The organism is Aureimonas fodinaquatilis (assembly GCF_008369445.1).
Lineage (GTDB): Bacteria > Pseudomonadota > Alphaproteobacteria > Rhizobiales > Rhizobiaceae > Aureimonas > Aureimonas fodinaquatilis.
Map to the genome: position 1 here is coordinate 81,083 of NZ_VTWH01000002.1, position 23,980 is coordinate 105,062.

Annotated in this window: 24 protein-coding genes; 7 read left to right on the top strand and 17 right to left on the bottom strand. The window is 55.7% G+C overall.

What is annotated here, in order from left to right; genetic code table 11:
* Nucleotides 1-2 precede the first annotated feature (2 nt).
* From FPY71_RS06445 to FPY71_RS06460, 4 genes are all read right to left on the bottom strand, one after another.
* On the bottom strand, nucleotides 3-1,721 hold the full coding sequence (locus FPY71_RS06445) for an ABC transporter permease (RefSeq protein ID WP_149298896.1): 1,719 nt from the start codon (nucleotides 1,719-1,721) through the stop codon (nucleotides 3-5).
* Nucleotides 1,722-1,877: 156 nt separating this feature from the next.
* A complete protein-coding gene (locus tag FPY71_RS06450; protein ID WP_149298898.1) occupies nucleotides 1,878-2,828 on the bottom strand; it encodes a Gfo/Idh/MocA family protein in 951 nt (316 codons plus the stop codon).
* A complete protein-coding gene (locus tag FPY71_RS06455; protein WP_149298900.1) occupies nucleotides 2,825-4,201 on the bottom strand; it encodes an MmgE/PrpD family protein in 1,377 nt (458 codons plus the stop codon). Before FPY71_RS06455 ends, FPY71_RS06450 begins: the two co-directional genes overlap by 4 nt.
* Nucleotides 4,202-4,235: 34 nt before the next feature.
* Nucleotides 4,236-5,759 (bottom strand): malonate decarboxylase subunit alpha, encoded by a 1,524-nt coding sequence (locus tag FPY71_RS06460; RefSeq protein WP_188052242.1) that lies wholly within the window; start codon nucleotides 5,757-5,759, stop codon nucleotides 4,236-4,238.
* Nucleotides 5,760-5,896: 137 nt separating this feature from the next.
* On the opposite strand from FPY71_RS06460, the gene FPY71_RS06465 reads away from it, so the two are divergent.
* The 4 genes from FPY71_RS06465 to dusA all read left to right on the top strand — a co-directional run bounded on the left by FPY71_RS06465 (nucleotide 5,897) and on the right by dusA (nucleotide 9,965).
* Complete coding sequence (locus tag FPY71_RS06465) at nucleotides 5,897-6,940, top strand: LacI family DNA-binding transcriptional regulator (RefSeq protein ID WP_188052243.1); 1,044 nt, start codon at nucleotides 5,897-5,899, stop codon at nucleotides 6,938-6,940.
* A gap of 76 nt (nucleotides 6,941-7,016) precedes the next feature.
* Nucleotides 7,017-7,958 (top strand): dihydrodipicolinate synthase family protein, encoded by a 942-nt coding sequence (locus FPY71_RS06470; protein WP_149298905.1) that lies wholly within the window; start codon nucleotides 7,017-7,019, stop codon nucleotides 7,956-7,958.
* 30 nt (nucleotides 7,959-7,988) lie between these two features.
* Nucleotides 7,989-8,774: an enoyl-CoA hydratase/isomerase family protein gene (locus FPY71_RS06475; RefSeq protein ID WP_149298907.1), complete on the top strand. Its 786-nt coding sequence runs from the start codon at nucleotides 7,989-7,991 to the stop codon at nucleotides 8,772-8,774.
* Between the two features lie 150 nt (nucleotides 8,775-8,924).
* Complete coding sequence (dusA, locus tag FPY71_RS06480) at nucleotides 8,925-9,965, top strand: tRNA dihydrouridine(20/20a) synthase DusA (protein WP_281287498.1); 1,041 nt, start codon at nucleotides 8,925-8,927, stop codon at nucleotides 9,963-9,965.
* Here dusA and FPY71_RS06485 read toward each other — a convergent pair.
* The gene (locus tag FPY71_RS06485) at nucleotides 9,924-10,631 is read right to left on the bottom strand and encodes a retropepsin-like aspartic protease family protein (protein ID WP_149298911.1); all 708 of its coding nucleotides are present in this window, start codon (nucleotides 10,629-10,631) and stop codon (nucleotides 9,924-9,926) included. The two genes, dusA and FPY71_RS06485, sit on opposite strands and share 42 nt — an antisense overlap.
* A gap of 286 nt (nucleotides 10,632-10,917) precedes the next feature.
* On the opposite strand from FPY71_RS06485, the gene FPY71_RS06490 reads away from it, so the two are divergent.
* Entirely contained in the window at nucleotides 10,918-11,403 is a 486-nt protein-coding gene (locus FPY71_RS06490; protein WP_149298913.1) for an Lrp/AsnC family transcriptional regulator, read from the top strand.
* 61 nt (nucleotides 11,404-11,464) lie between these two features.
* Here FPY71_RS06490 and FPY71_RS06495 read toward each other — a convergent pair whose 3' ends face one another.
* Nucleotides 11,465-12,334, bottom strand: coding sequence for an NAD(P)-dependent oxidoreductase (locus FPY71_RS06495; RefSeq protein ID WP_149298915.1), 870 nt, complete (start codon nucleotides 12,332-12,334; stop codon nucleotides 11,465-11,467).
* 232 nt (nucleotides 12,335-12,566) lie between these two features.
* Between FPY71_RS06495 and FPY71_RS06500 the strand changes: the two genes are divergently transcribed.
* Complete coding sequence (locus FPY71_RS06500) at nucleotides 12,567-13,190, top strand: TetR/AcrR family transcriptional regulator (RefSeq protein ID WP_149298917.1); 624 nt, start codon at nucleotides 12,567-12,569, stop codon at nucleotides 13,188-13,190.
* 3 nt (nucleotides 13,191-13,193) lie between these two features.
* On the opposite strand, the gene FPY71_RS06505 is transcribed toward FPY71_RS06500, so the two are convergent.
* The 8 genes from FPY71_RS06505 to moaA form a co-directional block, all read right to left on the bottom strand.
* Nucleotides 13,194-13,985, bottom strand: coding sequence for an ABC transporter permease (locus FPY71_RS06505; RefSeq protein WP_246160176.1), 792 nt, complete (start codon nucleotides 13,983-13,985; stop codon nucleotides 13,194-13,196).
* Nucleotides 13,982-14,692, bottom strand: a complete 711-nt coding sequence (locus FPY71_RS06510) for an ABC transporter permease (protein WP_149298921.1) — start codon at nucleotides 14,690-14,692, stop codon at nucleotides 13,982-13,984. The genes FPY71_RS06505 and FPY71_RS06510 overlap by 4 nt, the downstream gene beginning before the upstream one ends.
* Nucleotides 14,693-14,876: 184 nt before the next feature.
* Nucleotides 14,877-15,674 carry a lysine/arginine/ornithine ABC transporter substrate-binding protein gene (locus FPY71_RS06515; RefSeq protein ID WP_149298923.1) on the bottom strand — a complete coding sequence of 266 codons (798 nt, stop codon included), beginning with the start codon at nucleotides 15,672-15,674 and terminating at the stop codon, nucleotides 14,877-14,879.
* 113 nt (nucleotides 15,675-15,787) lie between these two features.
* Nucleotides 15,788-16,393: a molybdenum cofactor guanylyltransferase MobA gene (gene mobA / locus FPY71_RS06520; RefSeq protein ID WP_149298925.1), complete on the bottom strand. Its 606-nt coding sequence runs from the start codon at nucleotides 16,391-16,393 to the stop codon at nucleotides 15,788-15,790.
* The gene (locus FPY71_RS06525; RefSeq protein WP_246160177.1) at nucleotides 16,390-17,568 is read right to left on the bottom strand and encodes a multidrug effflux MFS transporter; all 1,179 of its coding nucleotides are present in this window, start codon (nucleotides 17,566-17,568) and stop codon (nucleotides 16,390-16,392) included. The genes mobA and FPY71_RS06525 overlap by 4 nt, the downstream gene beginning before the upstream one ends.
* Nucleotides 17,568-18,491: a DMT family transporter gene (locus tag FPY71_RS06530; RefSeq protein ID WP_188052244.1), complete on the bottom strand. Its 924-nt coding sequence runs from the start codon at nucleotides 18,489-18,491 to the stop codon at nucleotides 17,568-17,570. Before FPY71_RS06530 ends, FPY71_RS06525 begins: the two co-directional genes overlap by 1 nt.
* A gap of 141 nt (nucleotides 18,492-18,632) precedes the next feature.
* A complete protein-coding gene (locus FPY71_RS06535) occupies nucleotides 18,633-18,845 on the bottom strand; it encodes a YMGG-like glycine zipper-containing protein (RefSeq protein ID WP_149298929.1) in 213 nt (70 codons plus the stop codon).
* A gap of 91 nt (nucleotides 18,846-18,936) precedes the next feature.
* Complete coding sequence (moaA, locus tag FPY71_RS06540) at nucleotides 18,937-19,980, bottom strand: GTP 3',8-cyclase MoaA (protein WP_246160178.1); 1,044 nt, start codon at nucleotides 19,978-19,980, stop codon at nucleotides 18,937-18,939.
* Nucleotides 19,981-20,065: 85 nt separating this feature from the next.
* Between moaA and FPY71_RS06545 the strand changes: the two genes are divergently transcribed.
* Nucleotides 20,066-20,425, top strand: coding sequence for a gamma-butyrobetaine hydroxylase family protein (locus FPY71_RS06545; RefSeq protein WP_149298931.1), 360 nt, complete (start codon nucleotides 20,066-20,068; stop codon nucleotides 20,423-20,425).
* A 51-nt stretch (nucleotides 20,426-20,476) separates the two neighbouring features.
* On the opposite strand, the gene FPY71_RS06550 is transcribed toward FPY71_RS06545, so the two are convergent.
* From FPY71_RS06550 to FPY71_RS06560, 3 genes are all read right to left on the bottom strand, one after another.
* Nucleotides 20,477-21,223 (bottom strand): proteasome-type protease, encoded by a 747-nt coding sequence (locus tag FPY71_RS06550; RefSeq protein WP_149298933.1) that lies wholly within the window; start codon nucleotides 21,221-21,223, stop codon nucleotides 20,477-20,479.
* 304 nt (nucleotides 21,224-21,527) lie between these two features.
* Complete coding sequence (locus FPY71_RS06555) at nucleotides 21,528-22,469, bottom strand: alpha-E domain-containing protein (RefSeq protein WP_149298935.1); 942 nt, start codon at nucleotides 22,467-22,469, stop codon at nucleotides 21,528-21,530.
* 3 nt (nucleotides 22,470-22,472) lie between these two features.
* Complete coding sequence (locus FPY71_RS06560) at nucleotides 22,473-23,882, bottom strand: circularly permuted type 2 ATP-grasp protein (protein WP_149298937.1); 1,410 nt, start codon at nucleotides 23,880-23,882, stop codon at nucleotides 22,473-22,475.
* Nucleotides 23,883-23,980 lie beyond the last annotated feature (98 nt).

The window sequence follows — 23,980 nt, forward strand, 5'->3', positions numbered from 1 at the left end:
GCTTAAGACAGAGCCACGCCACGCATGGCTCCCGTGCGGCGGGCCACAAAGGTCGCCAGCCCGAACAGCGCGCCAACCACCGCGAAAATCGTCATGCCAAAGGCGCTTGCGACTGCCAGCCCGCCATTGCCATTCCAGATGCCGAGCAGGGCGGTGGACAAGGTTTGCGTGCCGAAGCCACGCAGAATGACAGAGGCGCTCAGTTCCGGAATGGCCATGATGAACACCAGCAGCCAGGTGTAGACGATGGCCGGCAACATCAGTGGCACGGTGATGCGCAGCAGCGTCTTGAACTCGCTGGCGCCAAAAACGCGGGATGCTTCTTCCAGTTCCGGCGCAATCTGCAAAAGGGTGGTCTGGCTGTTGCGCACGCCCAGAGGAATGAACCGGGCGAGATAGGCCACAAGCAGGATCATGGGCGTGCCATAGAAACCCAGCATGTTCATTGGCCATGTCAGGTACACAACCACAAGGGCAAAGGCGAGTGCGGTGCCCGGAATGGCCAGCGGCAGGATGGACAGGTAATCAAGAAAAGCCCGGCCGCGAATTTTGGTGCGCAGGATAACATAGGCAACCACCACTCCCATGATGGAAACCAGAGTGGCGCTGCCTGTCGCCAGACCCAGGCTCAATGTTGCTGCACGCAGAATGCTGGGATCGTTGAAAACCAGCACATAATTGTCCAGCGTCCAATTGCCCGCCGTGAAGCCATTGCCGATGCTTTTCATCAACGACGCGGCGGTCATTGCACCATAGGGAACGACCAGCGAGGCAAAAGTGTAAACCACACCCAGAACTGTAAGCAGATGCGTGATCCAGCCCATGTTGATCGTGCGGGAACCAAAGGACTTTCCGCCCAACGTGCGATAGCGCTCGACATGGCGTGTGCTGAAACGCTGGGCCAGCAGCGCCAGAATGGAAAGGCTGATCAGCACCATTGCGGCAACGGAGGCGGTGGCAAAGTTCAACCGCACCATGGCATCACGAATGGCCACAGTCAGCACATTGATGCCCAGCATCTGCGGCGGGCCATACATTGCCAGACTTGTGGCAAAGGCCAGAAGCGCACCGGACAGAACGGCAGGGCGCAACTGCGGAATGGTGATCTGGCGGATGGCACGCAGGGCAGACGCGCCTTTCATGCGGGCTGCCTCTTCCAAAGCCGGATCAATATTGTTGAAGGCAGGCACGAGCGTCAGAAACACAAAGGCAACGCCGCTGGGCAACGCGGTGAGAATAAGGCCCCAGAGCGAGAAGATGTTAAGCGGACCGGTGGGCGAAGAGATGCCGAACATGCCGCGTATCAGCATGTTGAAATAGCCGGCATTCGGCCCGGCCAGCAGAATGTAGCCCATTGCCAGCAGAAATTCCGGGCTGATAAGCGCGATCAGCATGGTCACGCGCACCAGCCCTTTGAATTTCATGTCAGTTCGCGCCACGCCGAAAGCCAGTGGCCCGCCGATAACCACACTCAATACGGCTATGCCTATTGCAACCAGAAGGCTGTTCAAAGTGGCTGTCAGAAGCGCGTTGCTGCCGAAAAAACTGGAATAATGGTCGAGCGTTACACCCTCATCGTAAACACTGCTGAAAATGATGACGAGGATGGGCAGCGCAATCAGGAAAAACAGCCACAGGCAGGCGACAATCCATGCCAGCCTTCCCATTCCGACAGCAAAAAGGCGACCAACCGGCCGGCTGGCTTCAGTGATATCGCTCAATTGAGACGGTCTCCACTAGGCTGCTGTTCTCTTCCGCAGAACAAATATTTTGTAAGACAAATTTCCGGAATTGGCGGCAGTTCTTCTCATCGTCGGGCACAAATATACAATCGAACTGCCTATCTCTATTAGGCTGAGTGCTATTGTCAAATGAATTTATGAAGCAGCGCTCGCCAAGATGTTGTCATACAAATTACGCTCAACTTTGACCGGCTCGCCGTTTTGAAGACTGGCCGAGGCTGCCGTTAAAACTTCGACAATATGCGCGGCAGCGGCAAAACGCAGGCGTGTCGGGCGTGGTTCTTCCGCGCCAGCAAGCAGTTCTGCTGCCGCCCGGCCAAATGCGGCCACGCGGTCATATGGCTTGCCTTGAAGCCTTCTTTCACCGTCACCCGCGTCAAAGGCATAGGTTTCCAACAGGCTGCCCGCTTCACCATTCTGGCTGATTTCGAAGCGCGACGTCGCATGATTGCTGTGTGTCAGCCGGGCTGTGAGGGTGCCACCTTCATCGCGTTGCAGTTGCACTTGCGCAATGGGACCAAGAACATCCAGCAGCGGTGTCAGAACATGCGGCCCAACATCCCACAGGGTTGCACCTTCAGCCTGCCTCCAGACAGAATTGGCATAGGGGCTGCCTGGCGCCATGCCGCCGGAACGAAAGCTGGAAGCGCCAAATTCGGTTTTTTCCGCATCTGTTTCAGCAATAAATGCCGCAACTTCGGGAATATAGCGCCGGGTCAGGAAGCAGACCGCAGCAACCGGGCTGGCGACAAGCGCGCTGCAAATCGCAAGCGCTTCCTCCTGCGTAGTTGCAATCGGCTTTTCCAAAATCACGTGCTTGCCGGCTGAAATTGCCTTAATAGCCAGCGCTGGCTGAATATTGGGCGGCAGGGCAAAGCTGAGCGCATCCACCTGAGCCAATGTTTCGTCAAAATCCGTAAGCCCGGCAATGCCGAATTTGTCTGCCAGTGCCGCAACACGGTCGGCATTGCGACCATAAACCGCAACAAGATCAATATCCGGCGCAGCTTGCAAAGCCGGAATATGCACGGTTTCAGCCCAGTGGGCCGTGCCACAAACGGCAATTCGCAATGGGGGCCTGCTCATGACTGTCCCTCCGGGCGCATGGCTGCCACCAGCCGGTCAATGGATGGTTCTGACTCTATCTCGAACACCAGATCCACTGTGCGCTTAGCCGCATCTTCGCTCAGCACTGTGCACAGCAACTCGGTGGCCTTTTCGACAACCTGTTCTGTGGTCATCGGGTTTTCCTTGCGCCCCAGAACATTCAGTCCCTGCGAAGCCTCAAATATCTGCCCGTTGCATTCAACTTCAACCCGCGCTTCAAACCGGTCCTGACCCGCATCATTGTCCTTCAGGTCAATTTTGCGGCCCATTGCCAATATGGCTTCGTCTTTCATCCGCTCCGGGTCATGCGAGGCATCAAAGCCCAGCCGCCCTTCAACCAGCATGGCGGCCATGCAGTGGCGCAGGTTAAGGTCCGGCATGCGGTTAAGGTCACCAATCACCTTGTACCAGTCAGGGTCGTAACGCAGCCGGATGGCGGAAACCTTCGCAGCGTCGAAGCCGTCCCGCGCCATAATATCCTCCAGTGCTGCAAGCGGTGCCGCAATGGGAAAGCCGACAGAATATTTCTTGATGTCGGTTTCCAGAATTTTATGGCGCGTTTCCAACTCGTGAAAAAGCCGCTCCGGCTTGGTTGCCGGCGACAGCGCTTCAAAGAAATTGCGGTCCGCGGGGTCAATCACGTCGCCGCTGCCGGTAAAGCCGGAATCCACCAGCAATGCCGCTTTCACGGCGTTGCTGGCAGGCATGCCCGCAAAAACATAGCTCTTCAGCGTGTGCGCTCCGTCCAGCCGCCAGGTCGTCATGCCGGAGGCTTCCTGCGCCAGATAGTTCAGCAGAATCTGGAAACGCTCGGCGTCAAAGCCCATCAGGCTGCCGGATGCATAGCCAGCGCCAAACAGCGGCCCATAAGCGTGGCAGGAAAGCGATGACCTCGCAAAGCTCATGGCGGGGGACATTGCCTCGCCAAAGCGAATGGTCATTTCATAACCCAGATACACTGCATTGAGGAAATCGCGCCCGGAAACCTTGCGCGCTTCCGCCACCACCAGTGCCGCCGGCAAAACGCCGCAACCGGGGTGCGTCTGGCTGTCTTCATGCGAGTCATCGGATTCATCGGCATGCGCCGCCATGCCATTGGCCAGGGCCGCCTCAATCAGTGAACTGCGTTGATTGGTGCCAATAATGGAAGCTTGCGCATGGCCGCCGGTTATGCCGGCATAACGCTGCCCGGCAAGGCCCGCTTCCAGCGCGGCGCCAGAGACGATAGCAGCCAGTGTATCCAGAATATGGATCTTGGTTTTCAGCGCAACATCGTCTGGCAGCGTGGCAGATTTCGTGCCAACTGCAAAGGCAGCAACGCGTTTGCCAAACTGCAAATTCTCTTGTGTCATGCGTATGTCCTCCCCACCAAAAACCAGACTTGTATCAAGCAGCCGGTTCGAACAGGCTCTTATCCATCAGCTTCAGGTTTTCAGCGACTGTGATTTTGAACGGGATCTGCGAGAGAATATGCTTTTCAAGGTCGATCCCAGGCGCAATATGCGTCAGGTGCAAACCAGTTTCCGTCAGTGCGAAAATGCCCCGTTCTGTAAGGTAAGTGACTGACTTGCCCGCAGCAAAAGCCTGCCTTGCATTGAACGTCACCTGCTCAACATTTTCGACAAAGCGCTGAATCCGCCCTTCGGTCTTGACCGTCACACCATCCGTGGAAATTTCTTCTTCCAGCCCGCCGGTCGTCAGAGTTCCGCAGAACATCAGCGTTTTGATGCCGTGAACAATGTTGATGAAGCCGCCGCATCCCGGCAGCATGCCGGAAAACCGGCTGACATTGACATTGCCATACTGATCCACCTGACCGAAAGACAGTATGGAAACATCCGGGCCGCCACCTTCGTAAAAATGGAAGACTTCCTGCTGTTCCAGCACCAGTTCCAGATTGCGCGATGCGCCGCCAACCTTGGGCCAGCCGCCCATTGGCCCCTGTTCAACGGTGAAGTAGATGTCGTCGCGCCCGATCATTCGTGCAGCTTCGGGCACATCATACATTGGAATGCCCGCGCCCAGATTGACCATGTCACCCTCTGCCAGCAGCGAAACAGCCGTGCGGGCAATAACATCGCGCGGCAGATTGCGCGGCACCGGTGGGGCTAGCTCTTCACGCGTGGCACCGGTGATGACCGGGTCCTGCTCATCCTCCCAAGGCTCTGGCTGCACCACGACTGCCGTGACAATCGCGCCGGGAATAAGCGCCATGCGCGGGTGGATTTCGCCAGCTTTTACAATCCGGTTCACCTCTGCCAGCACAATACCGCCACTGTTATGCGCGGCAAAGGCGACATCCAGCACACCGTGATTGAACGCCTCGCGATCAAAATACAGGTTTCCCCGCTCATCCGCTGCGCTGGCCTTGACCAGTGCAACGTCAATCCTGAGCGATGGATAGTAGATCATCTTGTGGCCATCCACATCGACAATGCGGCTATAGGGCGTTGCCGCATCATTGACTCGGCCACCCTCGACAGCGGGGTCAACAAAGGTGCCAAGACCTACAGGAGTGGCCAGTCCCGGCCGACCGGATGCAATGGCCCGCAGCCATTGCACGATGCTGCCCATGGGAAAATTGTAGGTGGCAAAATGGTTTTCTCGGATGCCGACATTCAGCTCATGTTCGGAAGACCTGGAGAAACTGGACACAAAAATCCGTTTCATCAGGCCGGGCTTCGCCAGCCGGTTCAGGCCTGTGTCCTTGCCACCTTTGCCGCCGCGCGCACGCTCTACCATCGCCACTGCGATAACAGTCAGGTCCGATGGGGAATTTTCCGCCACATAACGATCGGAGACAGCCTCGATCAGCGATTCCGGCTCAACGCGATATCCGCCACCGGAAATTGCAATTGTTGCGTTGTCGCGCACCATGGAAGCTGCGGCTTTCGCGTCGATGAGTTTCATATTTCCCCGTGGCGTAAAAATGTGGTCGGTAGTGGCTGAAAGCGGCATGAAGCCATGTCTATTTTTGCGAAGTTTATAGTAACGGGTTACTGTAATTGCCTGGCATGGTCAAGCTGGGTCAGATGGAGCGTGAGCGGATGAGCGAAAAAAGAACCCGACGCGGCGGTGAGGGGCGAATTGGCATTCGCGATGTTGCTCGCGATGCCGGGGTTTCCGTTGCCACGGTTTCGCGCACCCTGGCCGGAGATGGCTATCCAGTATCGGATGAAGCACGGCGTAAGGTTCTGGAATCCGTCAAGAAACTCAATTTCGTCCCGAATGATCTGGCCCGCGGCCTGACGCAAAGCCGCACCAACACCGTTGGCGTTATCGTGCCAAATCTCGTGAATCTGTATTATGCGCGCGTTGTTATCGGGGTTGAGGAAATTGCCGCGCAAAACGGCATATCCATCATCTTCTGCAACACGAACCACAATATTGCCAAGCGGGAGCAGGACATTAACCTCCTCCTGCAAAAGCGGGTGGATGGCATCATCATCTGCGGCAGCGGAACCGATTATGAAAGCGGCTCCGGCCGCCTGGCCAACGGCAACGCACCATTCGTTGTGCTGGGTCGAAATGAGCGGCTGGACTATCCCTCGGTTCACGCGGACAATTTTCGTGCGGGGTACCGCGCAACCCAGCATTTGGTCGACCTTGGCCACCGCCAGTTTCTGTTTCTGGGCGGACCGGAAAAATGGCCCGATGGCAGCGATCGCATAGCAGGGTTTAAAGCATGTCTTGCCGAAAATGACATAGAATTTCAACAGGATATGCTGCTGTTTGGAGATTTTGCCGAAGAGAATGCCTATCAGCGGGTGCTGCATCTGGGGCGGAATTTTCCGGCAACCGCCGTGCTGGCTGGCAATGATCGCATTGCCCTTGGCGGTATGGCGGCTGTGGTCGATCTTGGCCTTCGTATTCCTGATGATGTGGCATTTGTCGGCTTTGACAACATTGCCACAAGTCACTACCTGCGCCCCTCACTCACCACAATGGATATGCCCGCCCGGCTGATAGGAGCTGAGGGAATGCGCGTTTTGCTGCGCATAATCGCCGGAGAAACCGTGGCTTCACGCACGGTATTCGAGGCCGATCTCTTGGTGCGCCAATCTTCCGGTGGCACGCGTTTGCAAGCTTGAGCCATTGCTTGACCGTGTTAATGGCCTTGGCTAGAACTGTAACCGGTTACTGTATTTTTGATTCGAGGAGCGACCAATGTCCGATGCCTTGCGTGCGGGTATCATCCCGGCACCTGTCATGCCGTTCAACACCGATGCATCCGTCGATTGGGAAACCTTTGATCGCTATATGGTTGAAATGGCTGATGGCGGCGCCAGCGCCATTGCCGTCAACATGGCGGCGGCAGAGGTAACAACCCTTGAACTGGAAGAGCAGGTTGAGGCGGTCAGGCGCGCAACCAAAGCCGTTGCAGGCGCATGCCCGATTGTCGCAGGCATCGTTTCCGGTTCGACCAATGGCGCCATACGCATTGCCAGAGAAGTTGAAGATGCCGGCGCAGAGGGCATTGTCGTCTTTCCGCCATTGCCAACGTTCAGTTCCCGGCCTGTGGATGTTGCCATGGTGGTGGACCATCACGCGGCAATTGCGCAGGCTGTGAAGATGCCGGTCATTGCTTTCAACACCGGCAATGCAACTTATCCGGCGGGGACTATCAAAGCTTTGTCGGACATTCCGTCGCTGGTTGCCATCAAGGATGCGGTTTTCAACATCGAAATCACCGCCGAAATGGTGGATGAGGCGGAAGAGACCGGCAACCGCGTTGTTGTCATGACGGGGAATGATACATTCGTGCTGGAATCTCTGATGCTTGGTTGCCCGGGCGCCTTGATTGGTTATGCAGGCACTGCAACAGCCGAACTGGTGAAAATGCAGCGCCATGTTGCGGCTGGCGAGATAACAGAGGCGCATGAGGTCTGGACGCGTCTTGGACCGCTGGCCCGCTTTGTCTGGAGCGCACCGCTGCGCGATTATCGCCCGCGGATGAAATATGTTCTGGCGCGGCAGGGCGTTCTTCCCAACACCGTCACACGCGCGCCGCAACCGGGTATTCGAGATGCCGACAAGGCGGTTATCGACGCTCTGTTTGAGAAACATGGCTATGCCGATGCACTGTATCGCCCGCGCGGTCGCGCCTGATTTTCCAATCTGCCATTCAGGAGTTGCCGCATGGCCGACTTGAGCAACCACATTCTTCTTGAACGCCCGTCAAAGCATGTGGCGTTGATCCGTATTGAGCGGGGCGAAAAGCGCAATGCGCTTCACAGCTCCATGGTGATTGAGATTGGCCGCTTGCTTGGCCAATTGGAAGCCGATGATACCGTGCGCTGTGTGGTGCTGACCGGCACCGAGCAGATTTTCGCAGCCGGGGCTGATATCAAGGAAATGCTGGAGCATGGACCATCCGGCACAGCCAACAACCCGCTTCGGGTAGCGGCATGGCGGCGGATTGAAAACTTCCCCAAGCCTGTCATCGCAGCCGTGAACGGCATTGCCTTTGGCGCTGGCAACGAGCTTGCCATGACGTGCGACTTCATCATTGCCGGTCGCAATGCTCAGTTTGGCCAGCCTGAAGTCAAGATTGGCGGCATGGCCGGGGATGGCGGCACGCAACGCCTGCCTCGCAAAATGGGTCCGAATGTTGCGGCCTATATGCTGATGACCGGCGACCCGATCGAGGTCGAGCGCGCCTATCAACTCGGCTTTGTGGTTGAGATTTGTGAAGTGGAGCAGACAGTGGCGCGGGCTATAGCCATAGGCAACACTATTTCCGAACGCGCACCAATTGCGGTTAAAAACACCAAGGCATGCATTCGCACCGCAGTGGGTGCCACGCTGGAGAATGGCATTGCCTTTGAACGGGATGCGATCTGGCGCAACTCCATGACGGATGACAAGCTGGAAGGCACTCGTTCTTTCGTAGAGAAGCGCCCCCCGGTTTTCACGGGAAAGTAAGGCCAGGCCGTTGCAACGGCAAAATTGCCCTTCCGCGGCAGTTTCTGATATAAGGCTTGGATCAACGGGCGGCTGTCACAGGCCGCCCGAATTGTTTTGCGCATATATTCAGTTGACGACGCCGTGAGAAAATCAGTGCAACAGACGGAAATAAAACAACAAACGGGTTGCAGCAACGTTCCGGTTTTCGCCGTGGCGCCGATGATCGACTGGACTGATAGAAATTGTCGTTTTTTTCACCGATTGATGACGCGTCACGCAAGGCTGTTCACGGAAATGGTCGTGGATGAGGCGATTTTGCACGGTAATCGTCAGAAGTTACTGGGTTTTGATCCGGCAGAACACCCGCTGGTGCTTCAACTGGGCGGATCCAACCCGGCAAAACTGGCAGAAGCGGCCAGAATTGCCGAACAGTTCGGCTATGACGAAATCAATCTGAATGTCGGCTGCCCCTCGGACCGGGTTCAATCCGGCACGTTTGGCGCTTGCCTGATGCTTCAGCCGGAGCTGGTGGGCGAATGCGTTGCCGCCATGCACAATGCCGTTGCCGTGCCGGTAACCGTTAAATGTCGCATCGGTGTGGATGATCAGGATCCCGAACCGGCTTTGGACAATCTGGCAGATGCGGTGTTTGATGCCGGTAGCGCCGGCATCTGGGTGCATGCCCGCAAAGCCTGGCTTAAAGGTCTGAGCCCAAAGGAAAACCGTGAAATCCCTCCGCTGGACTACACACGCGTAACCCGCTTGAAACAGCGATACCCCGCGCGATTTGTCGGCATTAACGGAGGCATTGCCAATGTTGCTGCTGCGCAACCTCATTTGCAACATCTGGACGGGGTGATGCTGGGCCGTGCTGCCTATCATGACCCCGCTGATCTGTTGAATGTGGATCCGCTGTTGTTCGGGCGGAAAGCGCCCGTGGCCGGACTGGCCGACGTGGTGATGCAGATGGCGGATTATGCCGCGCACCATATTGCCAATGGCGGCAAGCTGGGGCAGGTGACACGGCATATGCTGGGCCTGTTCAATGGCCGCCCCGGTGCGCGGCAGTGGCGCCAGATCCTGTCACAGGCGGCCTATGCGCCAGGTGCCAGCCCGGCGCTGTTGCTGGAGGCCATGGCGAAGGTGCAGTTTGCCGGCAATGAGGCGTCAATCGGTGAGAATGAGCCTGTCGCCGCGGAACTCGACTGAAGCGAGCTGCCCCAGAAAGCTCATGCCCAATAAAGCCATGCCAATGCCGTCACCGTCGGTGACCAGCGCATTGACATTGCGCCGGGTGATGGGGCCGATCGACACTGTGTCGAGCCGGATCAGCGCTGCAGATGCTATGCCATTGGCCGTGCGCACCTGCGCTGTGTAGGAAAGGCTGTCAGGGTCAACACCAATCCTGCGAGCCATTTCCCTGTCAAAAGCAATGGTGCTTGCGCCGGTATCAACCAGAAACGAAACGTCCACACCATTGACCTGACCATTAACATTGAAATGCCTGTCAAAACCCCGCGCAACGGAAATCTGCTGCTGACCATCGACCGTGCTGACAACGTTGCGACCCGGCACAAGCGCTCCGAGCATACGTTGCCCGACCGATTCAAACTCCGATGAAAATGTGTAGCCCATGATCAGAACCGCAAATGCACACACCCATAAAAGTGCGCTGCGAACGGCCTGGGCAAAGTGGCCGCGAAACATGAACAGCATGGAAGTGCCAAGCACGGCGCCAATGGCTCCCAGATAAACAAGCTGGGCAAAATCATCGGCTGGCAAACCAGCCACCTGCCCATCCGTATCCAGCACCAGTACCAGAGCCGCCAGCCCCAGAATTGCAAGGATAAAGATCAAAATCGTGCTGTTTCTCATTCAGGTCTATCCATGAGCAAAGCTGAATTAAAAATGGACGCGACCCTTGCAGGAAGCGAACGGAACAATGATCATGAAATGCAATAACCTTTTGTCAGCACCATGCCTGATTGCATATAGGTTACGAAGAGCAATTTCGGTATATGTGTGGTGGATTTTGCGCAAGCCATGGATGTAGCGCAAAGGCTTGCCAAGGTGAGCGCGGTTTTGAAACGTATCCGGACTTGCGCAAGTGGTCTGACCATAGCACAAGAAGGTTCCTGATTTCGCGTATATGGGACAGTAGATGGATAGGCTCGACAAAAAGATACTGAGACTGCTTCAGGAAGATGCCACTCTGGCGGTTGCTGATGTTGCCAAGCGTGTCGGGCTTTCCACCACACCCTGCTGGCGGCGCATTCAGAAACTTGAGGAAGAGGGCGTTATCAAGCGGCGCGTTGCCATTCTGGACCCGCAGAAGATCAACGCCCGCGTTACGGTGTTTGTTGCCGTGCGCACCTCATCACACTCCAATGAATGGCTGCTGCGCTTTTCCGAAATCGTAGCTGAATTTCCCGAAGTGATCGAATTTTACCGGATGAGCGGTGATATTGACTATCTGCTGCGGGTGGTCGTGCCGGATATTGCCGCTTATGACGCCTTCTACAAACGTCTGATCACCAAAATCGACATTCGTGACGTGTCGTCATCTTTTGCGATGGAGCAGATCAAATACACGACGCAGATGCCGCTGGACTATCTGATACTGGACAAGGAACAGCGCGATATCTGAAAGCGCAGATGCGCGCATGGCTGACCACTGAGGTCAGCCATGCGAATTCATGCGCGGGGTTTCAGCGCTCAAGCCGTGCCAGAAGGGACGAGGTGTCCCAACGCGACCCGCCCATCGCAATCACTTCACCATAAAACTGGTCAATCAAGGCTGTAATTGGCAGCGTGGAGCCATTAGCCCTTGCCTCCTCAAGGCAGATTCCAAGGTCCTTGCGCATCCACTCAGCCGCGAAACCAAACTCATATTGCTGAGCGATCATGGTTTTATGCCGGTTCTCCATCTGCCACGAACCCGCTGCGCCCTTCGAGATGACCTCGATGACCTTCTGAATGTCCAGCCCGGCATTGCGGCCAAACTGCACGGCCTCCGCCAGACCTTGCACCAGACCTGCAATGCAAATCTGGTTCATCATCTTGGCCAGTTGCCCACTGCCTGCCGGCCCCATCAAACCCACCATGCGTGCGTAAGCGTCAATGACCGGGCGCGCTTCGTTGAAGTCGGCTTCCTCGCCGCCAACCATGACCGTCAGCACGCCGTTTTCCGCACCAGCCTGTCCACCTGAAACGGGAGCATCCAGAAAACGCCCGCCGGCTGCACGCACCGCCTCGTCCAGTTCACGCGCCATAAGCGCAGAGGCTGTTGTGTTGTCGATAAGAATAGCGCCGGGCTTCAGAGCTGCCAGAATACCATCCGGACCGTATGTGACCGAGCGGATGTCGTCATCATTGCCCACGCACATGAACACAAAATCTGCATCTGCAGCCGCCTTGGCTGGTGTTGCTTCTGCGGAGCCTGAAAACTCGCCAGCCCATTTTTCGGCCTTCGCCAATGTCCGGTTGTAAACTGTAACATCATGACCGCCCTTGCGTTTCAGATGTCCGGCCATTGGATAGCCCATGACGCCCAGGCCGATGAATGCAACTTTTGCCATTTTTTACTTTCCAGACTGCTCTTGTTACCCACACTCAGTCTATGTTTAGCAACAGTTTTGCGTCATCTGCCAGTGCGGTCATGAAAATTTCGATGATCGATTGAGCATCATGGGAATTATTGAAATACAGATTAAGCATTACATTCTATGCACTTTCATTTGCCAAATGTCATGATATGCTTTTACCGCAGGTATCAGGCCGACTGAACGTTTCAATGTCGGGGACAATGCAATGGAAAATCCGGTTTTAAGCTCGGATGCATTGCGCCAACGCATTCTTGCTAGTGCAACCAAACTTTTTATGGTTCGCGGGTTTCAGGAAACCAGCATAGAGGAAATTGCGCGCGACGCAGCCACAACCAAACGGTCTCTGTATTCTCGATACGCCTCGAAGATGAAACTTTTCGAGGACGTGGTGCACAATGTGCTGAAGACCATTTCTCCACGCGATTTTGTCAGGCCGCGATCAGATGGCGTGGAACAAAGGTTGACCGAGCTGGGGCACTACATTGTCAGACTGTGCTTCCAGCCTTCATCTCGCGACTGTTTCAGAATCATGCTGGCGGAATCGTGGAAATTTCCTGAAATTGCCAATCTTTGGTTTCGATTGACAGTGACCCTGCGCGATGTGGTGCAGAAGGTTTTGGATGTGGCTGTTCGTTACGGCGAACTGTGCCCCGGCAACAACAAGGTTCGCGCGGGGCAATTTCTTGCTCTGGTTGCCACTGAGCCAATGCGGCTGGCTCTAAGCTCCGAGTTCCGGCTGGTTTTCACTTCGGAGCATGAAAGGCATGTTCAGCAATGCGTGGAGCTGTTTCTTCATGGATGCAGTTCACACAGCAGGAAGCTGAAATAGCGCTTACCGAACGAGGTGCCGCGTCAGCCTGCGTTCCGCCAGAACCGTGAGATTGCGGATTGTTTCCACGATCAGGAGATAAATCACCGCTGCCCAGACATAGGTTTGAAAATCATAAGTCTGGCTATAGGCACGACGGGTGACGCCGAACAGATCAAACACAGTGACGATGGCAATAATGGCTGATGATTTGACCATGAGTATCAGCTCATTGGCATAGGGTCGCAGCGCCACCATCATCGCCTGAGGCAGAATGACTTTGAAAAATGCGATGACGGGTGGAATGCCCAGTGACCGCGCACCCTCCCATTGCCCGCGGGCAACGCCCTGAATGGCGCCTCGCAGGATTTCCGCTTGATAGGCCGCGGTGTTCAACACCATTGCCAATACGGCGCAGTACCAGGGGTCACGGAAAAACCACCAGAGGCCAACGGTTTCAAACTCTGCACGAAAACTGCCCAGGCCATAATAGATCAGGAATATTTGCGCGATAAACGGCGTTCCACGGAAAAAATTGACAAATCCGGAGGCGGTGCCCCGCGCTATCCTGTTGGTTGAGAGGCGACCAAAGGCCACGGGAACCGAAAGCGCCGCACCGATGACAAATGACACCGCAACGAATTTGACGGTGATGTACAGGCCTGACAGATAGCGTTCGCCATAGCGCTCGACGAGCGCCGGATTGTACACACTGAACAAATAGTAGATCAGTCCGGCAGCGGCCGCCGCCCAGAAACCCATTGCCAGTATTCCGGCCAGCCCCGGCCGGTTGGTTGTCGCGCTGGCCGCCTTCATCGTGCTGCCTCCCCACGGCGGGTCCATTGCTCAATACGGGAGATGCCGATGCCCGAAACAAAAGTAAGGATGAGAAAAAGCACGCAGGCCAGCGAGAAAAACAGGAAAGGTTCCCGCGTGACGCGCGCCGCCACTCCGGTTTGGCGCATGATATCGGCAAGCCCGATAACGGAAACCAGCGCTGTATCCTTCAGAAGGTTTTGCCAGCAGTTGGACAGTCCGGGCAGAGCATGGCGCATCAATTGCGGAAAAACGATCTTGTAGCCAATGGCAAAGCGATGCATGCCCAGCGCCCGACCGGCCTCTGCCTGCCCAGGCGAAATGGCCTGGAAGGCCGAAAGAAAAACTTCCGATGCAAAGGCCGAAAACACCAGTCCAAGTGCGATCATGCCCGAAACGAAGCTGGATAAGGTCAAAGCCGGAAGACCGGTTGCTCCGGTCATGGCATTGATGAGAGATTGCCCACCATAATAAACCAGAAACAGCGTCAGCAATTCCGGTAGTCCGCGAAAAATAGTCGTGTAGATATTGGCCGAAAGCCGAAGCGCCGGGTCTGCGCTGCGCTTGGCCAGCGCCATGGCAAGCCCGCCCGCTATGCCAACCGGCAAGGTGGCAAGCGAAAGCGACACTGTCACCAGAACGCCACCGATAATTTCATCGCCCCAGCCCGCATCGCCATAGGCAAGCAGCGACAAAAGCTCTGTCATGAACGGCCCTCTTTGGCGGTGCTCCGCAGAGCTGCCGGTTTATGCTGATTTCCAAACCTTCAGGCCCGAACTCTGGCGAGCTGACCTGAAAACCCTGCCTGCTACAAATTTCCGGTGCAGCAATGCTACACCGGAAATCAGCAATATCAATCAATTAGAATATTTTTCTAAGGTCTTGGCAGGCCTATTCGCCATAGACGTCAAAGTCGAAATACTTGTCCTGCACCTTCTGGTAGGTGCCATTTTCACGAATTGCCAGAATGGCTTCGTCAAACTTGGTTTTCAGCTGCTCATTGCCCTGGCGCAAGGCAATGCCGATGCCGGGGCCATAGATCTCCGGCTTGGCTTCCAGCTGGCCAATGATCTTGCAGCAAGCGCCCGCGTCGCTGTTGATCCAGTCTGAAAGAACGACGATATCGTCAACAACCGCATCCACACGGCCATTTTCAATATCGAGCTTGTATTCCTCAGCTGTTGGATAAACCCGCACGTCCGCATCTGGAAAATAGGTTTCCGCAGCGGTCGAGTGCGTCGTGCCACCCTGGGCGCCGATTGTTTTTCCGGCCAGGGTTTCAGCGGTGGCTTCTGTCAGGTCGCTGTCTTTAGGTACAGCAACAGCGCCACCGGTGTTGTAGTATTTGTTGGTGAACAACACCTGCTGTGACCGTTCAGGAGTGATGGACATGGATGCGACTATGGCATCAAACCGGCCATTCTGGAGGGCAGGGATAATGCCGTCCCAGTCCGAGGTGACAAAAGTGCAGGTAACTTTCATTTCATCGCAAAGCGCCTTGGCAATGTCGATGTCAAACCCTTCAAGCTGGCCGGCAGAATTCAAAAAGTTGAATGGCGGATATGCGCCTTCCGTCCCAATTCGCACCTCTGTCCAGGTTTTGTCAGCATCTGATTTCTGGGCGCTCGCCACACCGGCGACCAATGCAAAAGTTGCGACTGCGGAAACCAGGCGTAAAAATAAACGCATAGACGGCATTCCTCCAAATTTTTCTAATCGTTCGCACATGCACAAAGCATAATATTCCGATAGTGCCTGTTTCGACGCAAATGGCAACTACCTATTGGCCGCAGACTGAACGTTCATTCGTCTGGCAAAAACCGTTGGGCGTTACGAAGATCGTCGGGCGTGTTGACGTTGAAAAACGGGTCAAGGTCGGCAAATGGCTGGAATTCAACCATGTGAATTGTCGTCCTGCGTGCAAAGGCCATAACCTGTAGTTTTGCGTCCGGCTGACTCAAATATTTTTCCAGCTGGCTCAGCAATGCCATGGGCCATAGTGCCGCAGTGGGGTGAGCTCTGCCATTGCTGCTTGCCATGTTCACGGCAGTGCCAGACCTTGCACACATGCGGGAAACATAATCAATCGGCAGAAATGGTGTGTCACCGGCAACAGATAGCAGATGCGTGATCCGGGGAAAATTGCGCTCAAGATGGGCTGCTGCGGCGCTTAGGCCGGCCAAAGGGCCATGATGGCCGGTCAACATGTCCGGGACGACAGGCAGGCCGAGTCGCTCAAAGCCGTTGTGCAGCGCGGCATTGATCAGAAGCGGGCTGACCTGTCCCTGCATCTGCGGAATGATCCGCTCAATCAGAGTGGATTTGCCCAGTGGCGTCAGCGGTTTTGCAACAAGGCCTCCCATCCTTGTTCCTTCTCCACCGGCCAGGATAACTCCGGCTATTGTCATCGCGGCTCCCGCAAAACAGCGCAGGTGGTGCCCAACACTCCCATAACAACCATAAATGTGGCCACCGCTATGGGGCTGTGTGCCAGAGCAGAGGCGAATGCGGCAGCACAGGCGCAGATGCCCATTTGAAAAGCGCCCAGCAGCCCCGCGGCAGCACCCGCGGCTTCCGGTTGAACGGACACTCCGCCCGCTACGGATGTTGGAACGGACAAGCCGTTGCCAACACCCAGAACCAGCATGGGCAGAAAAAGCGTAGTGGGGGTAATATATCCCGCCAGAAAGCAGACCAGCGTGATGACTGCAGAAAACAGCGTCAGGCTGCTGCCGATAACCATCATCCGGTTGATGCCAACCCTTTGCGACATGCGGCCAGTTATAAAGTTTCCCAATATATAGCCAAGTGAGCAAACCATGAACCACAAGCCATATTCTGCCGGGCTCATGCCCAGAATATGCGAGGCTATGAAGGGCGCGCCCCCGAGGAAACCAAAGAAAACCGCAGAAATCAGCGCCGCAGTGCTGGCATAGCGCCAGAATGCCAGCGACCGAAAGAGAAAGCGGTAGGAATTGAGCTGCATCAGCATCGGTTTGCCGCGGGATTGATTGGTTTCCGGCAGAAAAAACGCAATCAGAGCAGTTGTAATAACTCCGCACACTGCCAGCAGCCAGAAGACTGAACGCCAGCCCAGCCATGTGTCGAGAACGCCGCCAATTGCCGGGCCAAACAAAGGCGCAACTGCCAGACCCATGGTGACATAGCCAATCATGCTGGCTGCCTTGTCACGCGAGAACAGGTCGCGGACAATGGCTCTGGAAAGCACCATCCCGGTGGCGCTGCTGGCCTGGATCACACGCCCGGCCAGAAAGGTTGGACCATCCTGTGCATAGATGCAGAGCAGGGTGCCCAGGAGATACAGCATCATCCCCGCAAGAATGACGGGTTTGCGGCCGAATTTGTCGGACAGCGGGCCGGCCACGAGTTGAACCGCGGCCACCATGACGAGAAACAGCGACAGGCCAAGCGCAATGGTCGTCGGGTCTGCGCTAAGGTCCGAGGCAATGGATGCCATGGACGGGATGAAGATGTTGATGGCGAGCGGCGAGAGTGCCGAGGCGCATATGAGTGACAGGACCAGCAGTGGGCCGAGACGGGTTTTTTCCATGCGGTCTGTCATCAATGCGCCTGCGTGCGAGCAAGTATCAGGCGATTGCGCCGCCTTTCACGAGAAAACGTATATAGGCCCGATGCAACGATGATCATCGACCCGATGATTTCCCACTTTCCAGGCACATCTCCAAACACGAGATAGCCCAGAATGGCCGCGAATATCAGCGAGGCATAACGCAGTGGGGCAACAAAGCCCATGTCGCCAATACGCAGGGCAGCAACCATGAGAATATTGGCGGTGCCCATCAGCAGCGCGGCAGCAAAAAGCAACCCGTAAGTCGGGTTGGAAATGGGTGTTGTGCCGGTGAATGGCAGAAAGGCTGCGCCTGTCAGCGCAATTGCGGTTGAGGTGACACCTGCCACTGACAGCGACGACAGTTCCTTGGGCAGTTTGTGCACCACAAGGTCGCGAATGGCAGACACAAGCACCGAGAGCAGAACGAACACCGAATACATCGTGAACCCTTCCAGCCCGGGGCGCACGATGATCACCACTCCGATAAAGCCGACAGCCGTAGCAGACCAGCGCCGCCAGCCCACACTTTCGCGCAGAAACAACGCCGCGCCCACCGTTACCGCCAAGGGCAGTGCCTGATAGATTGCGGTTGTGTTGGCAAGGGGCAGATGCGCCAGGGCAATCATGTAGAGAAGTGTCGTCAACGAGTCGCCGAATGCACGGATGAGCAGATATTTGTTCAGAAGAAGCCGGGGAGCGGGCAGGGCATTTTTCCACCAGCCGATCGAAAAAATGAAGATGGCGATCATGACACCGCGCACCGCCATAACCTGGGCTGGCGCCATATCCTGCATGACGAACTTGACGATCGTGTCATTGATCATGAAGCACGCAACCGACGTGATCATGAGAAGGCTGGCACGAAGATTTTCTGCCGGCGACGCGCCTGCAATCGGAACTCTGACGATAGGCAAGATAATCTCGGAATAAGATGCGGGACTGATAGTATGGAATACTTCTTATCCGGCTTAAAATCGAGATCGATTTTACAGTAAAATGCCGCTGCGTTTCCGCAGCGGCCTGTATTTTGATACAATTATTGTATCGCGATGGAATTAATACGTGTTGCGTCCGACCAAAGCGCCGGTGCCCGCACCAGCCAAGCCACCAATCAGCGCGCCTGTGCCACCACCGACTGCGTTTCCGATGGCTGCACCACCAACGCCGCCGATTGCCGCGCCGCTGACTGTGCGCTCTGTCTGAGTGCAGCCTGCGGTCAGCAGAACAATTGCCGCCAAGGCAGCGACCGACTTGATCTTGCTCGTCATTTCCGAAAACCCTCGTTAATTGCCAATTGTGAATCGGCCTGAAAGTCGCATAATTCAGGTTGCAAATCTATTACGACACGGAGAATTTGTTTCAGCCGCCCGTTACCGACATGGTGCGCATGACTGCAGGCTGGTTGTTCCAGCGATCAATAACGAAGTCATGACCTTTGGGTTTGCGGGCAATCGCCTCTCCAATTGCTGCATGCAGAGCCTCATCGCTCTCCGAGCTGCGCAAAGGCGCTCGCAGGTCCGCAGCGTCATCCTGCCCCAGGCACATATAGAGAGTGCCGGTGCAACTGATGCGGACACGGTTGCAACTTTCGCAGAAATTGTGAGTCATGGGGGTTATGAATCCAAGCCGGCCGCCGGTGTGCGCAACGTTGTAGTAGCGGGCTGGCCCGCCCGTTCTGTGGCTCGATTCTGCAAGTGAAAAACCGTGTCGCTGCTCAAGCTGGCGACGCAGCACCGTCAGTGGCAGATAATGCTCCGTGCGATCCTCATCCACCTCGCCGAGCGGCATGGTTTCAATCAGCGTCATATCCATGCCCATGCTGTGCGCCCATTCGATCATATGGGGGATTTCGCCCTCATTGAAGTTGCGCAGGGCCACAGTGTTGAGCTTGATGGAAATGCCGGTTTTCAATGCCGTTTCAATGCCGTGCATAACCTTGGCAAAGTCACCACGACGGGTGATCATGTGAAATTTTCCGGCGTCCAGTGTGTCGAGGGAAACATTCAGCCGCTTTATTCCACAGGCTGCCAGCTCGCTGGCATATTGGGCCAGCTGCGTGCCATTGGTCGTCAATGTCAACTCCTGCAAGGCGCCACTTTGCAAATGGCGCGACAGCGAGCGAATGAGTGACATCAGGTTTTTGCGAACCAACGGTTCGCCGCCGGTCAGCCGCAGTCTTTTCACGCCGCGTTCAATAAACGCACTGCACAGACGGTCCAGCTCCTCAAGGCTGAGCAAATCCTTTCTGGGCAGAAACTGCGCATGTTCCGACATGCAGTAAACACAACGCAAATCACACCGATCCGTCACAGAAACACGCAGATAGGTGATTTCCCGCCCGAACGGGTCCACCATCGCGCCCTCCAACTGAGGGTTTGTCAAAAATCTGCTTGCGTTGTTCATGCCGGTTTTCCGCAGCGTTCAGTTGTGCACAATGTGGAAGCGCGCTACCTCGGGGTCAAGAGACAGACATGGTTTGGAGAGTGTTATGAGTCAAACAGTAGCGCCCCCGCGTGAAATTCGCGTTTCAAAAGACCGTGCGGTTCTGACGGTTGTGGGTCCCCAGGAGGGAGAGCACAGCTTCTCAGCCGAAATGTTGCGGGTTTTGTCACCGTCTGCCGAAGTGCAGGGTCATTCTCCGGAGCAGAGGGTGACGGTGGGTGGCAAGCGCAATGTCAAAATTGCCGATGTGCGCCCCGTCGGCAATTACGCCATTCGCATCGTGTTCGATGATCACCACGATTCCGGTCTGTATAGCTGGGCATATCTGGCACAGCTTGCCAGCGAGCATGAAACCCGGTGGCAGTCCTACCTCGACGAACTGACGCAGAAGGGATTGAGCCGGTAGAGCGCATCGTTTGATCGGATCGTGCGATCCCTGAGCTGCCCTTGAGCTCTGTCAGCCCTGATGCCTGTTCGGGACAAAGGGCGGCAGACGTTCAAACGCCTGTTTCAACGCATCTGACCAACCATCGGAAATGCTTTGATAATATGGGTCGCGCTCATCAAAGCGTTGCGCATAGCCCGCTTGCAGTGAGTCCGCCTCATAAACCTGCAGATCCAGCGGCATGCCTACGGACAGGTTGGATTTGATGGTTGAATCAAATGAAACCAGAAGCAGCTTCGAGGCTTCCTCCAGCGACATTTCAGGATCATAGGTGCGAACGATGATTGGACGGCCATATTTGTGCTCGCCAATCTGAAAGAACGGGTTGTCTGCACTGGCTTCGATGAAGTTGCCCTCAGGATAGATCATGAACAGCCGCGGCTTGCCGCCCCTGATCTGCCCACCCAGAATAAATGTGCCGGCAAAGCGACTGTCTGCAGATTGGCCCGATGGGCTGGTATAGGCAATAACCTCTTTGAGCGTATCGCCCACCAGCTTGGCGGTTTGAAACATTGAAGGCTGGGTAAACAGCGATGGGCGGCGTTCTGACGGGTGAAGCCCGCGCTCTTCCAGCAACGAAACAGCGGCCTGCGTGGTCGCCAGATTGCCAGCCGACAGAAGGCAAAGAAAACGGTCGTCCGGCAGGGACCAGCTTTTCATTTTGGTGACAGTGGAAATATTGTCGACGCCCGCATTGGTGCGGGTGTCCGACATGAAAACCAAGCCCGCATTGACCAGCAGCCCGACACAATAAGTCATTCGTCAATTCCCCGGCGAGTTGCTGCACTGGGAGCTGCAAAACCGCGCCTGTTCGCTCTATTTCAATCACGCAACGGACATCTGCCGCAGCCGCTAAAAACTATGCATAAAAACCCGATGATTCTGGATTTTTGCGCAGTCAGCAAGATATCAGAAATTGAAATATGCGCAGAATTGCCGCTCTTGCAACTGAGTATACCCGGTTATCCCGGACTATCGGCTGCCGGTCCGCCGCATTTCGCATGAATGCGGGCAAACCAGAGGTTGCAGTCGTTCAACATGGCAGACCATCAGCCGGAATGGTCTAGTGATAGAACCGGTAGGCCTTGGCAATTTCATCAGACAGGCGATTGCTGTCGATGATGAACTGCTCCAGAAACTCGTGAAGCCCACCATCGATGATATCTCCGACAGTGGTGTTTTCCAGCCGGGCTACAATGGTGTGCACCGTCTCATGGCATTCATGCGTTTCGCCATAGGTGCGGGCCAGATAGACGAGGCTCTCTTCAATCAACCGGTAGCAATAGGCCAAAGATCTGGGCATGCGGCGGTTGAGGATAAGAAAGTCGATAATATCCACGGCTTTCAGCTCTGCATCATATTCCCATGCATAGGCACGCAACGCCGAAACCGAGCGCAGAATGGAGCCCCACTGATAATTGTCGAGTGATGAGCCGACAGAGGAATGTTCCGGCAGCAGCACCCAGTATTTCACATCCAGAATGCGCGCGGTGTTGTCGGCGCGTTCCAGAAATGTGCCGATGTTGCAGAAATCAAAAATCTCATTGCGCAGCATGGTACCGTAGAAACAGCCGCGGATCAGTGCGGTCCGCTGTTTGACCAGGCCCAACAGCACAGGCAGTTCGCATCTGGGCCTGGAAAGCTGGTCACGCAGCACCATCCAGCTTTCATTCAACGCTTCCCATGTTTCCTGGGTCAGTGCGGTGCGAACCATGCGACCGTTCGTACGGGCTGCTGCCATGGAGTTGAGAATGCTGGATGAATTTGCCGGATCCCGCAGCATGAAATCAGCAATTTTATCAGGATCAAAACTGCCATGTTTGGCCAGATACTCATCCAGCACACCGGCGGTTACCAGAATGGAGTTCCACTCATCGGGTTCGGATGAAAGATTCGTCAGCGAAAGACGCAAGCCCGCATCGATCAGGCGCGCAGTGTTTTCTGTTCGCTCAATATAACGCTGCATCCAGAACAGCCCGTTGGCTGTGCGACCTAGCAATGGCATGAATCAGGCCTCCAGCACCCAGGTGTCTTTGGTGCCGCCGCCCTGGCTGGAATTAACCACCAGGGAACCCTCCTGCAACGCCACGCGCGTCAGGCCACCAGGAATGATTTTGATAGTTTCGCCCACCAGCACGAATGGCCGCAAATCAACATGGCGCGGGGCTAGGCCTGCTTCCGTAAGAATGGGCACGGTGGAAAGCGCCAAAGTTGGCTGTGCAATGTAATTGGACGGGCGCTGGCGAAGTTTTGCGGCAAAAAGCTCTATTTCCGCCTTGGATGCTGCAGGGCCGACCAGCATTCCATAGCCGCCGGAACCGTGCACTTCCTTCACCACCAATTCGTCCAGATGTTCCAGCACATAGGCAAGGCTGTCTGCCTCTGTGCAGCGCCAGGTCGGCACATTTTCCAGAATGGCGCTGCGTCCGGTGTAGAACTGAACAATTTCCGGCATGTAGGAATAGATGGCTTTGTCATCTGCAATGCCGGTGCCCGGAGCGTTGGCAATGGTGATGCCACCGTTTTTATAGACATCCATAATTCCTGGCACGCCGAGCATCGATTCCGGGTTGAACACTTCAGGATCCAGATAGGCGTCATCAACACGGCGATACAGGACGTCTATGGGCAGGTAGCCCTGCGTTGTTCGCATGGCAATGCGTCCGTCCACCGTCATCAGATCGGCGCCTTCAACCAGCTCAACGCCCATCTGATCGGCCAGGAAAGCATGCTCATAATATGCGGAGTTGTGGATGCCCGGTGTCAGAACGGCGATGCGCACCGGCCCGTTGCAGGCAGATGGTGCCACCCCTGCCAGAGAGCGGCGCAAATGCCGGGGGTAATTTTCAACGGGGCGGACGCGGTTCTGGGCGAAAAGTTCCGGAAACATCTGCATCATCGTTTCGCGGTTTTCGATCATATATGACACGCCGGAGGGCGTTCTCGCATTGTCCTCCAGCACGTAGAAGCGGTTTTCTTCCGTTCGAACAATGTCGACGCCGATAATGTGTGTGTAAACGCCGCCGGGTGGACGAAAGCCAACCATTTGCGGCAGAAACGCCTCATTGCCCTCAATCAGGCGTGCCGGCACAATCCCGGCCCGCACAATTTCCTGATCGTGGTAGATGTCATGCAGAAAGGCATTCAGCGCCTGCACCCTCTGCTCGATGCCTTCAGCCAGCGGTGCCCATTCCTGACCGGAAATAATGCGTGGCACCAGATCAAAAGGGATAAGCCGCTCTGCCGCATCCTGTGCGCCATAGACGTTGAAGGTAATGCCAGTGCGGCGGAAAAGGCCCTCTGCCTCACTGGCTTTCAACGCAAGGGATTTGGCTTCCTGTAACTGAAACCAGCTCTGGAACTGGTCATATGCCTGCCGTACACCGCCATCCTTCGTCAGCATTTCATCGAACGGCATGCGCAACAACCCCCGGTCTTTGTCTCTTATAGAGAATGTCGCAGTTCGTTTATTTGCCAAGCCCTCAAAAGGATAATTCGGCAAAATACGACCTCTAT

Bases quoted from the DNA above. Each gene is read 5' to 3' on its own strand.
- FPY71_RS06485 (WP_149298911.1), bottom strand. From the start codon at position 10,631: ATGAGAAACAGCACGATTTTGATCTTTATCCTTGCAATTCTGGGGCTG.
- FPY71_RS06550 (WP_149298933.1), bottom strand. From the start codon at position 21,223: ATGACTTATTGTGTCGGGCTGCTGGTCAATGCGGGCTTGGTTTTCATG.
- FPY71_RS06500 (WP_149298917.1), top strand. From the start codon at position 12,567: ATGGAAAATCCGGTTTTAAGCTCGGATGCATTGCGCCAACGCATTCTT.
- FPY71_RS06555 (WP_149298935.1), bottom strand. From the start codon at position 22,469: ATGCCATTGCTAGGTCGCACAGCCAACGGGCTGTTCTGGATGCAGCGT.
- FPY71_RS06510 (WP_149298921.1), bottom strand. From the start codon at position 14,692: ATGACAGAGCTTTTGTCGCTGCTTGCCTATGGCGATGCGGGCTGGGGC.
- FPY71_RS06455 (WP_149298900.1), bottom strand. From the start codon at position 4,201: ATGACACAAGAGAATTTGCAGTTTGGCAAACGCGTTGCTGCCTTTGCA.
- FPY71_RS06450 (WP_149298898.1), bottom strand. From the start codon at position 2,828: ATGAGCAGGCCCCCATTGCGAATTGCCGTTTGTGGCACGGCCCACTGG.
- FPY71_RS06495 (WP_149298915.1), bottom strand. From the start codon at position 12,334: ATGGCAAAAGTTGCATTCATCGGCCTGGGCGTCATGGGCTATCCAATG.
- FPY71_RS06475 (WP_149298907.1), top strand. From the start codon at position 7,989: ATGGCCGACTTGAGCAACCACATTCTTCTTGAACGCCCGTCAAAGCAT.
- FPY71_RS06560 (WP_149298937.1), bottom strand. From the start codon at position 23,882: ATGCCGTTCGATGAAATGCTGACGAAGGATGGCGGTGTACGGCAGGCA.
- FPY71_RS06460 (WP_188052242.1), bottom strand. From the start codon at position 5,759: ATGAAACTCATCGACGCGAAAGCCGCAGCTTCCATGGTGCGCGACAAC.
- FPY71_RS06490 (WP_149298913.1), top strand. From the start codon at position 10,918: ATGGATAGGCTCGACAAAAAGATACTGAGACTGCTTCAGGAAGATGCC.
- FPY71_RS06465 (WP_188052243.1), top strand. From the start codon at position 5,897: ATGAGCGAAAAAAGAACCCGACGCGGCGGTGAGGGGCGAATTGGCATT.
- mobA (WP_149298925.1), bottom strand. From the start codon at position 16,393: ATGACAATAGCCGGAGTTATCCTGGCCGGTGGAGAAGGAACAAGGATG.
- FPY71_RS06470 (WP_149298905.1), top strand. From the start codon at position 7,017: ATGTCCGATGCCTTGCGTGCGGGTATCATCCCGGCACCTGTCATGCCG.
- moaA (WP_246160178.1), bottom strand. From the start codon at position 19,980: ATGAACAACGCAAGCAGATTTTTGACAAACCCTCAGTTGGAGGGCGCG.
- FPY71_RS06505 (WP_246160176.1), bottom strand. From the start codon at position 13,985: ATGAAGGCGGCCAGCGCGACAACCAACCGGCCGGGGCTGGCCGGAATA.
- FPY71_RS06515 (WP_149298923.1), bottom strand. From the start codon at position 15,674: ATGCGTTTATTTTTACGCCTGGTTTCCGCAGTCGCAACTTTTGCATTG.
- FPY71_RS06545 (WP_149298931.1), top strand. From the start codon at position 20,066: ATGAGTCAAACAGTAGCGCCCCCGCGTGAAATTCGCGTTTCAAAAGAC.
- FPY71_RS06525 (WP_246160177.1), bottom strand. From the start codon at position 17,568: ATGACAGACCGCATGGAAAAAACCCGTCTCGGCCCACTGCTGGTCCTG.
- FPY71_RS06535 (WP_149298929.1), bottom strand. From the start codon at position 18,845: ATGACGAGCAAGATCAAGTCGGTCGCTGCCTTGGCGGCAATTGTTCTG.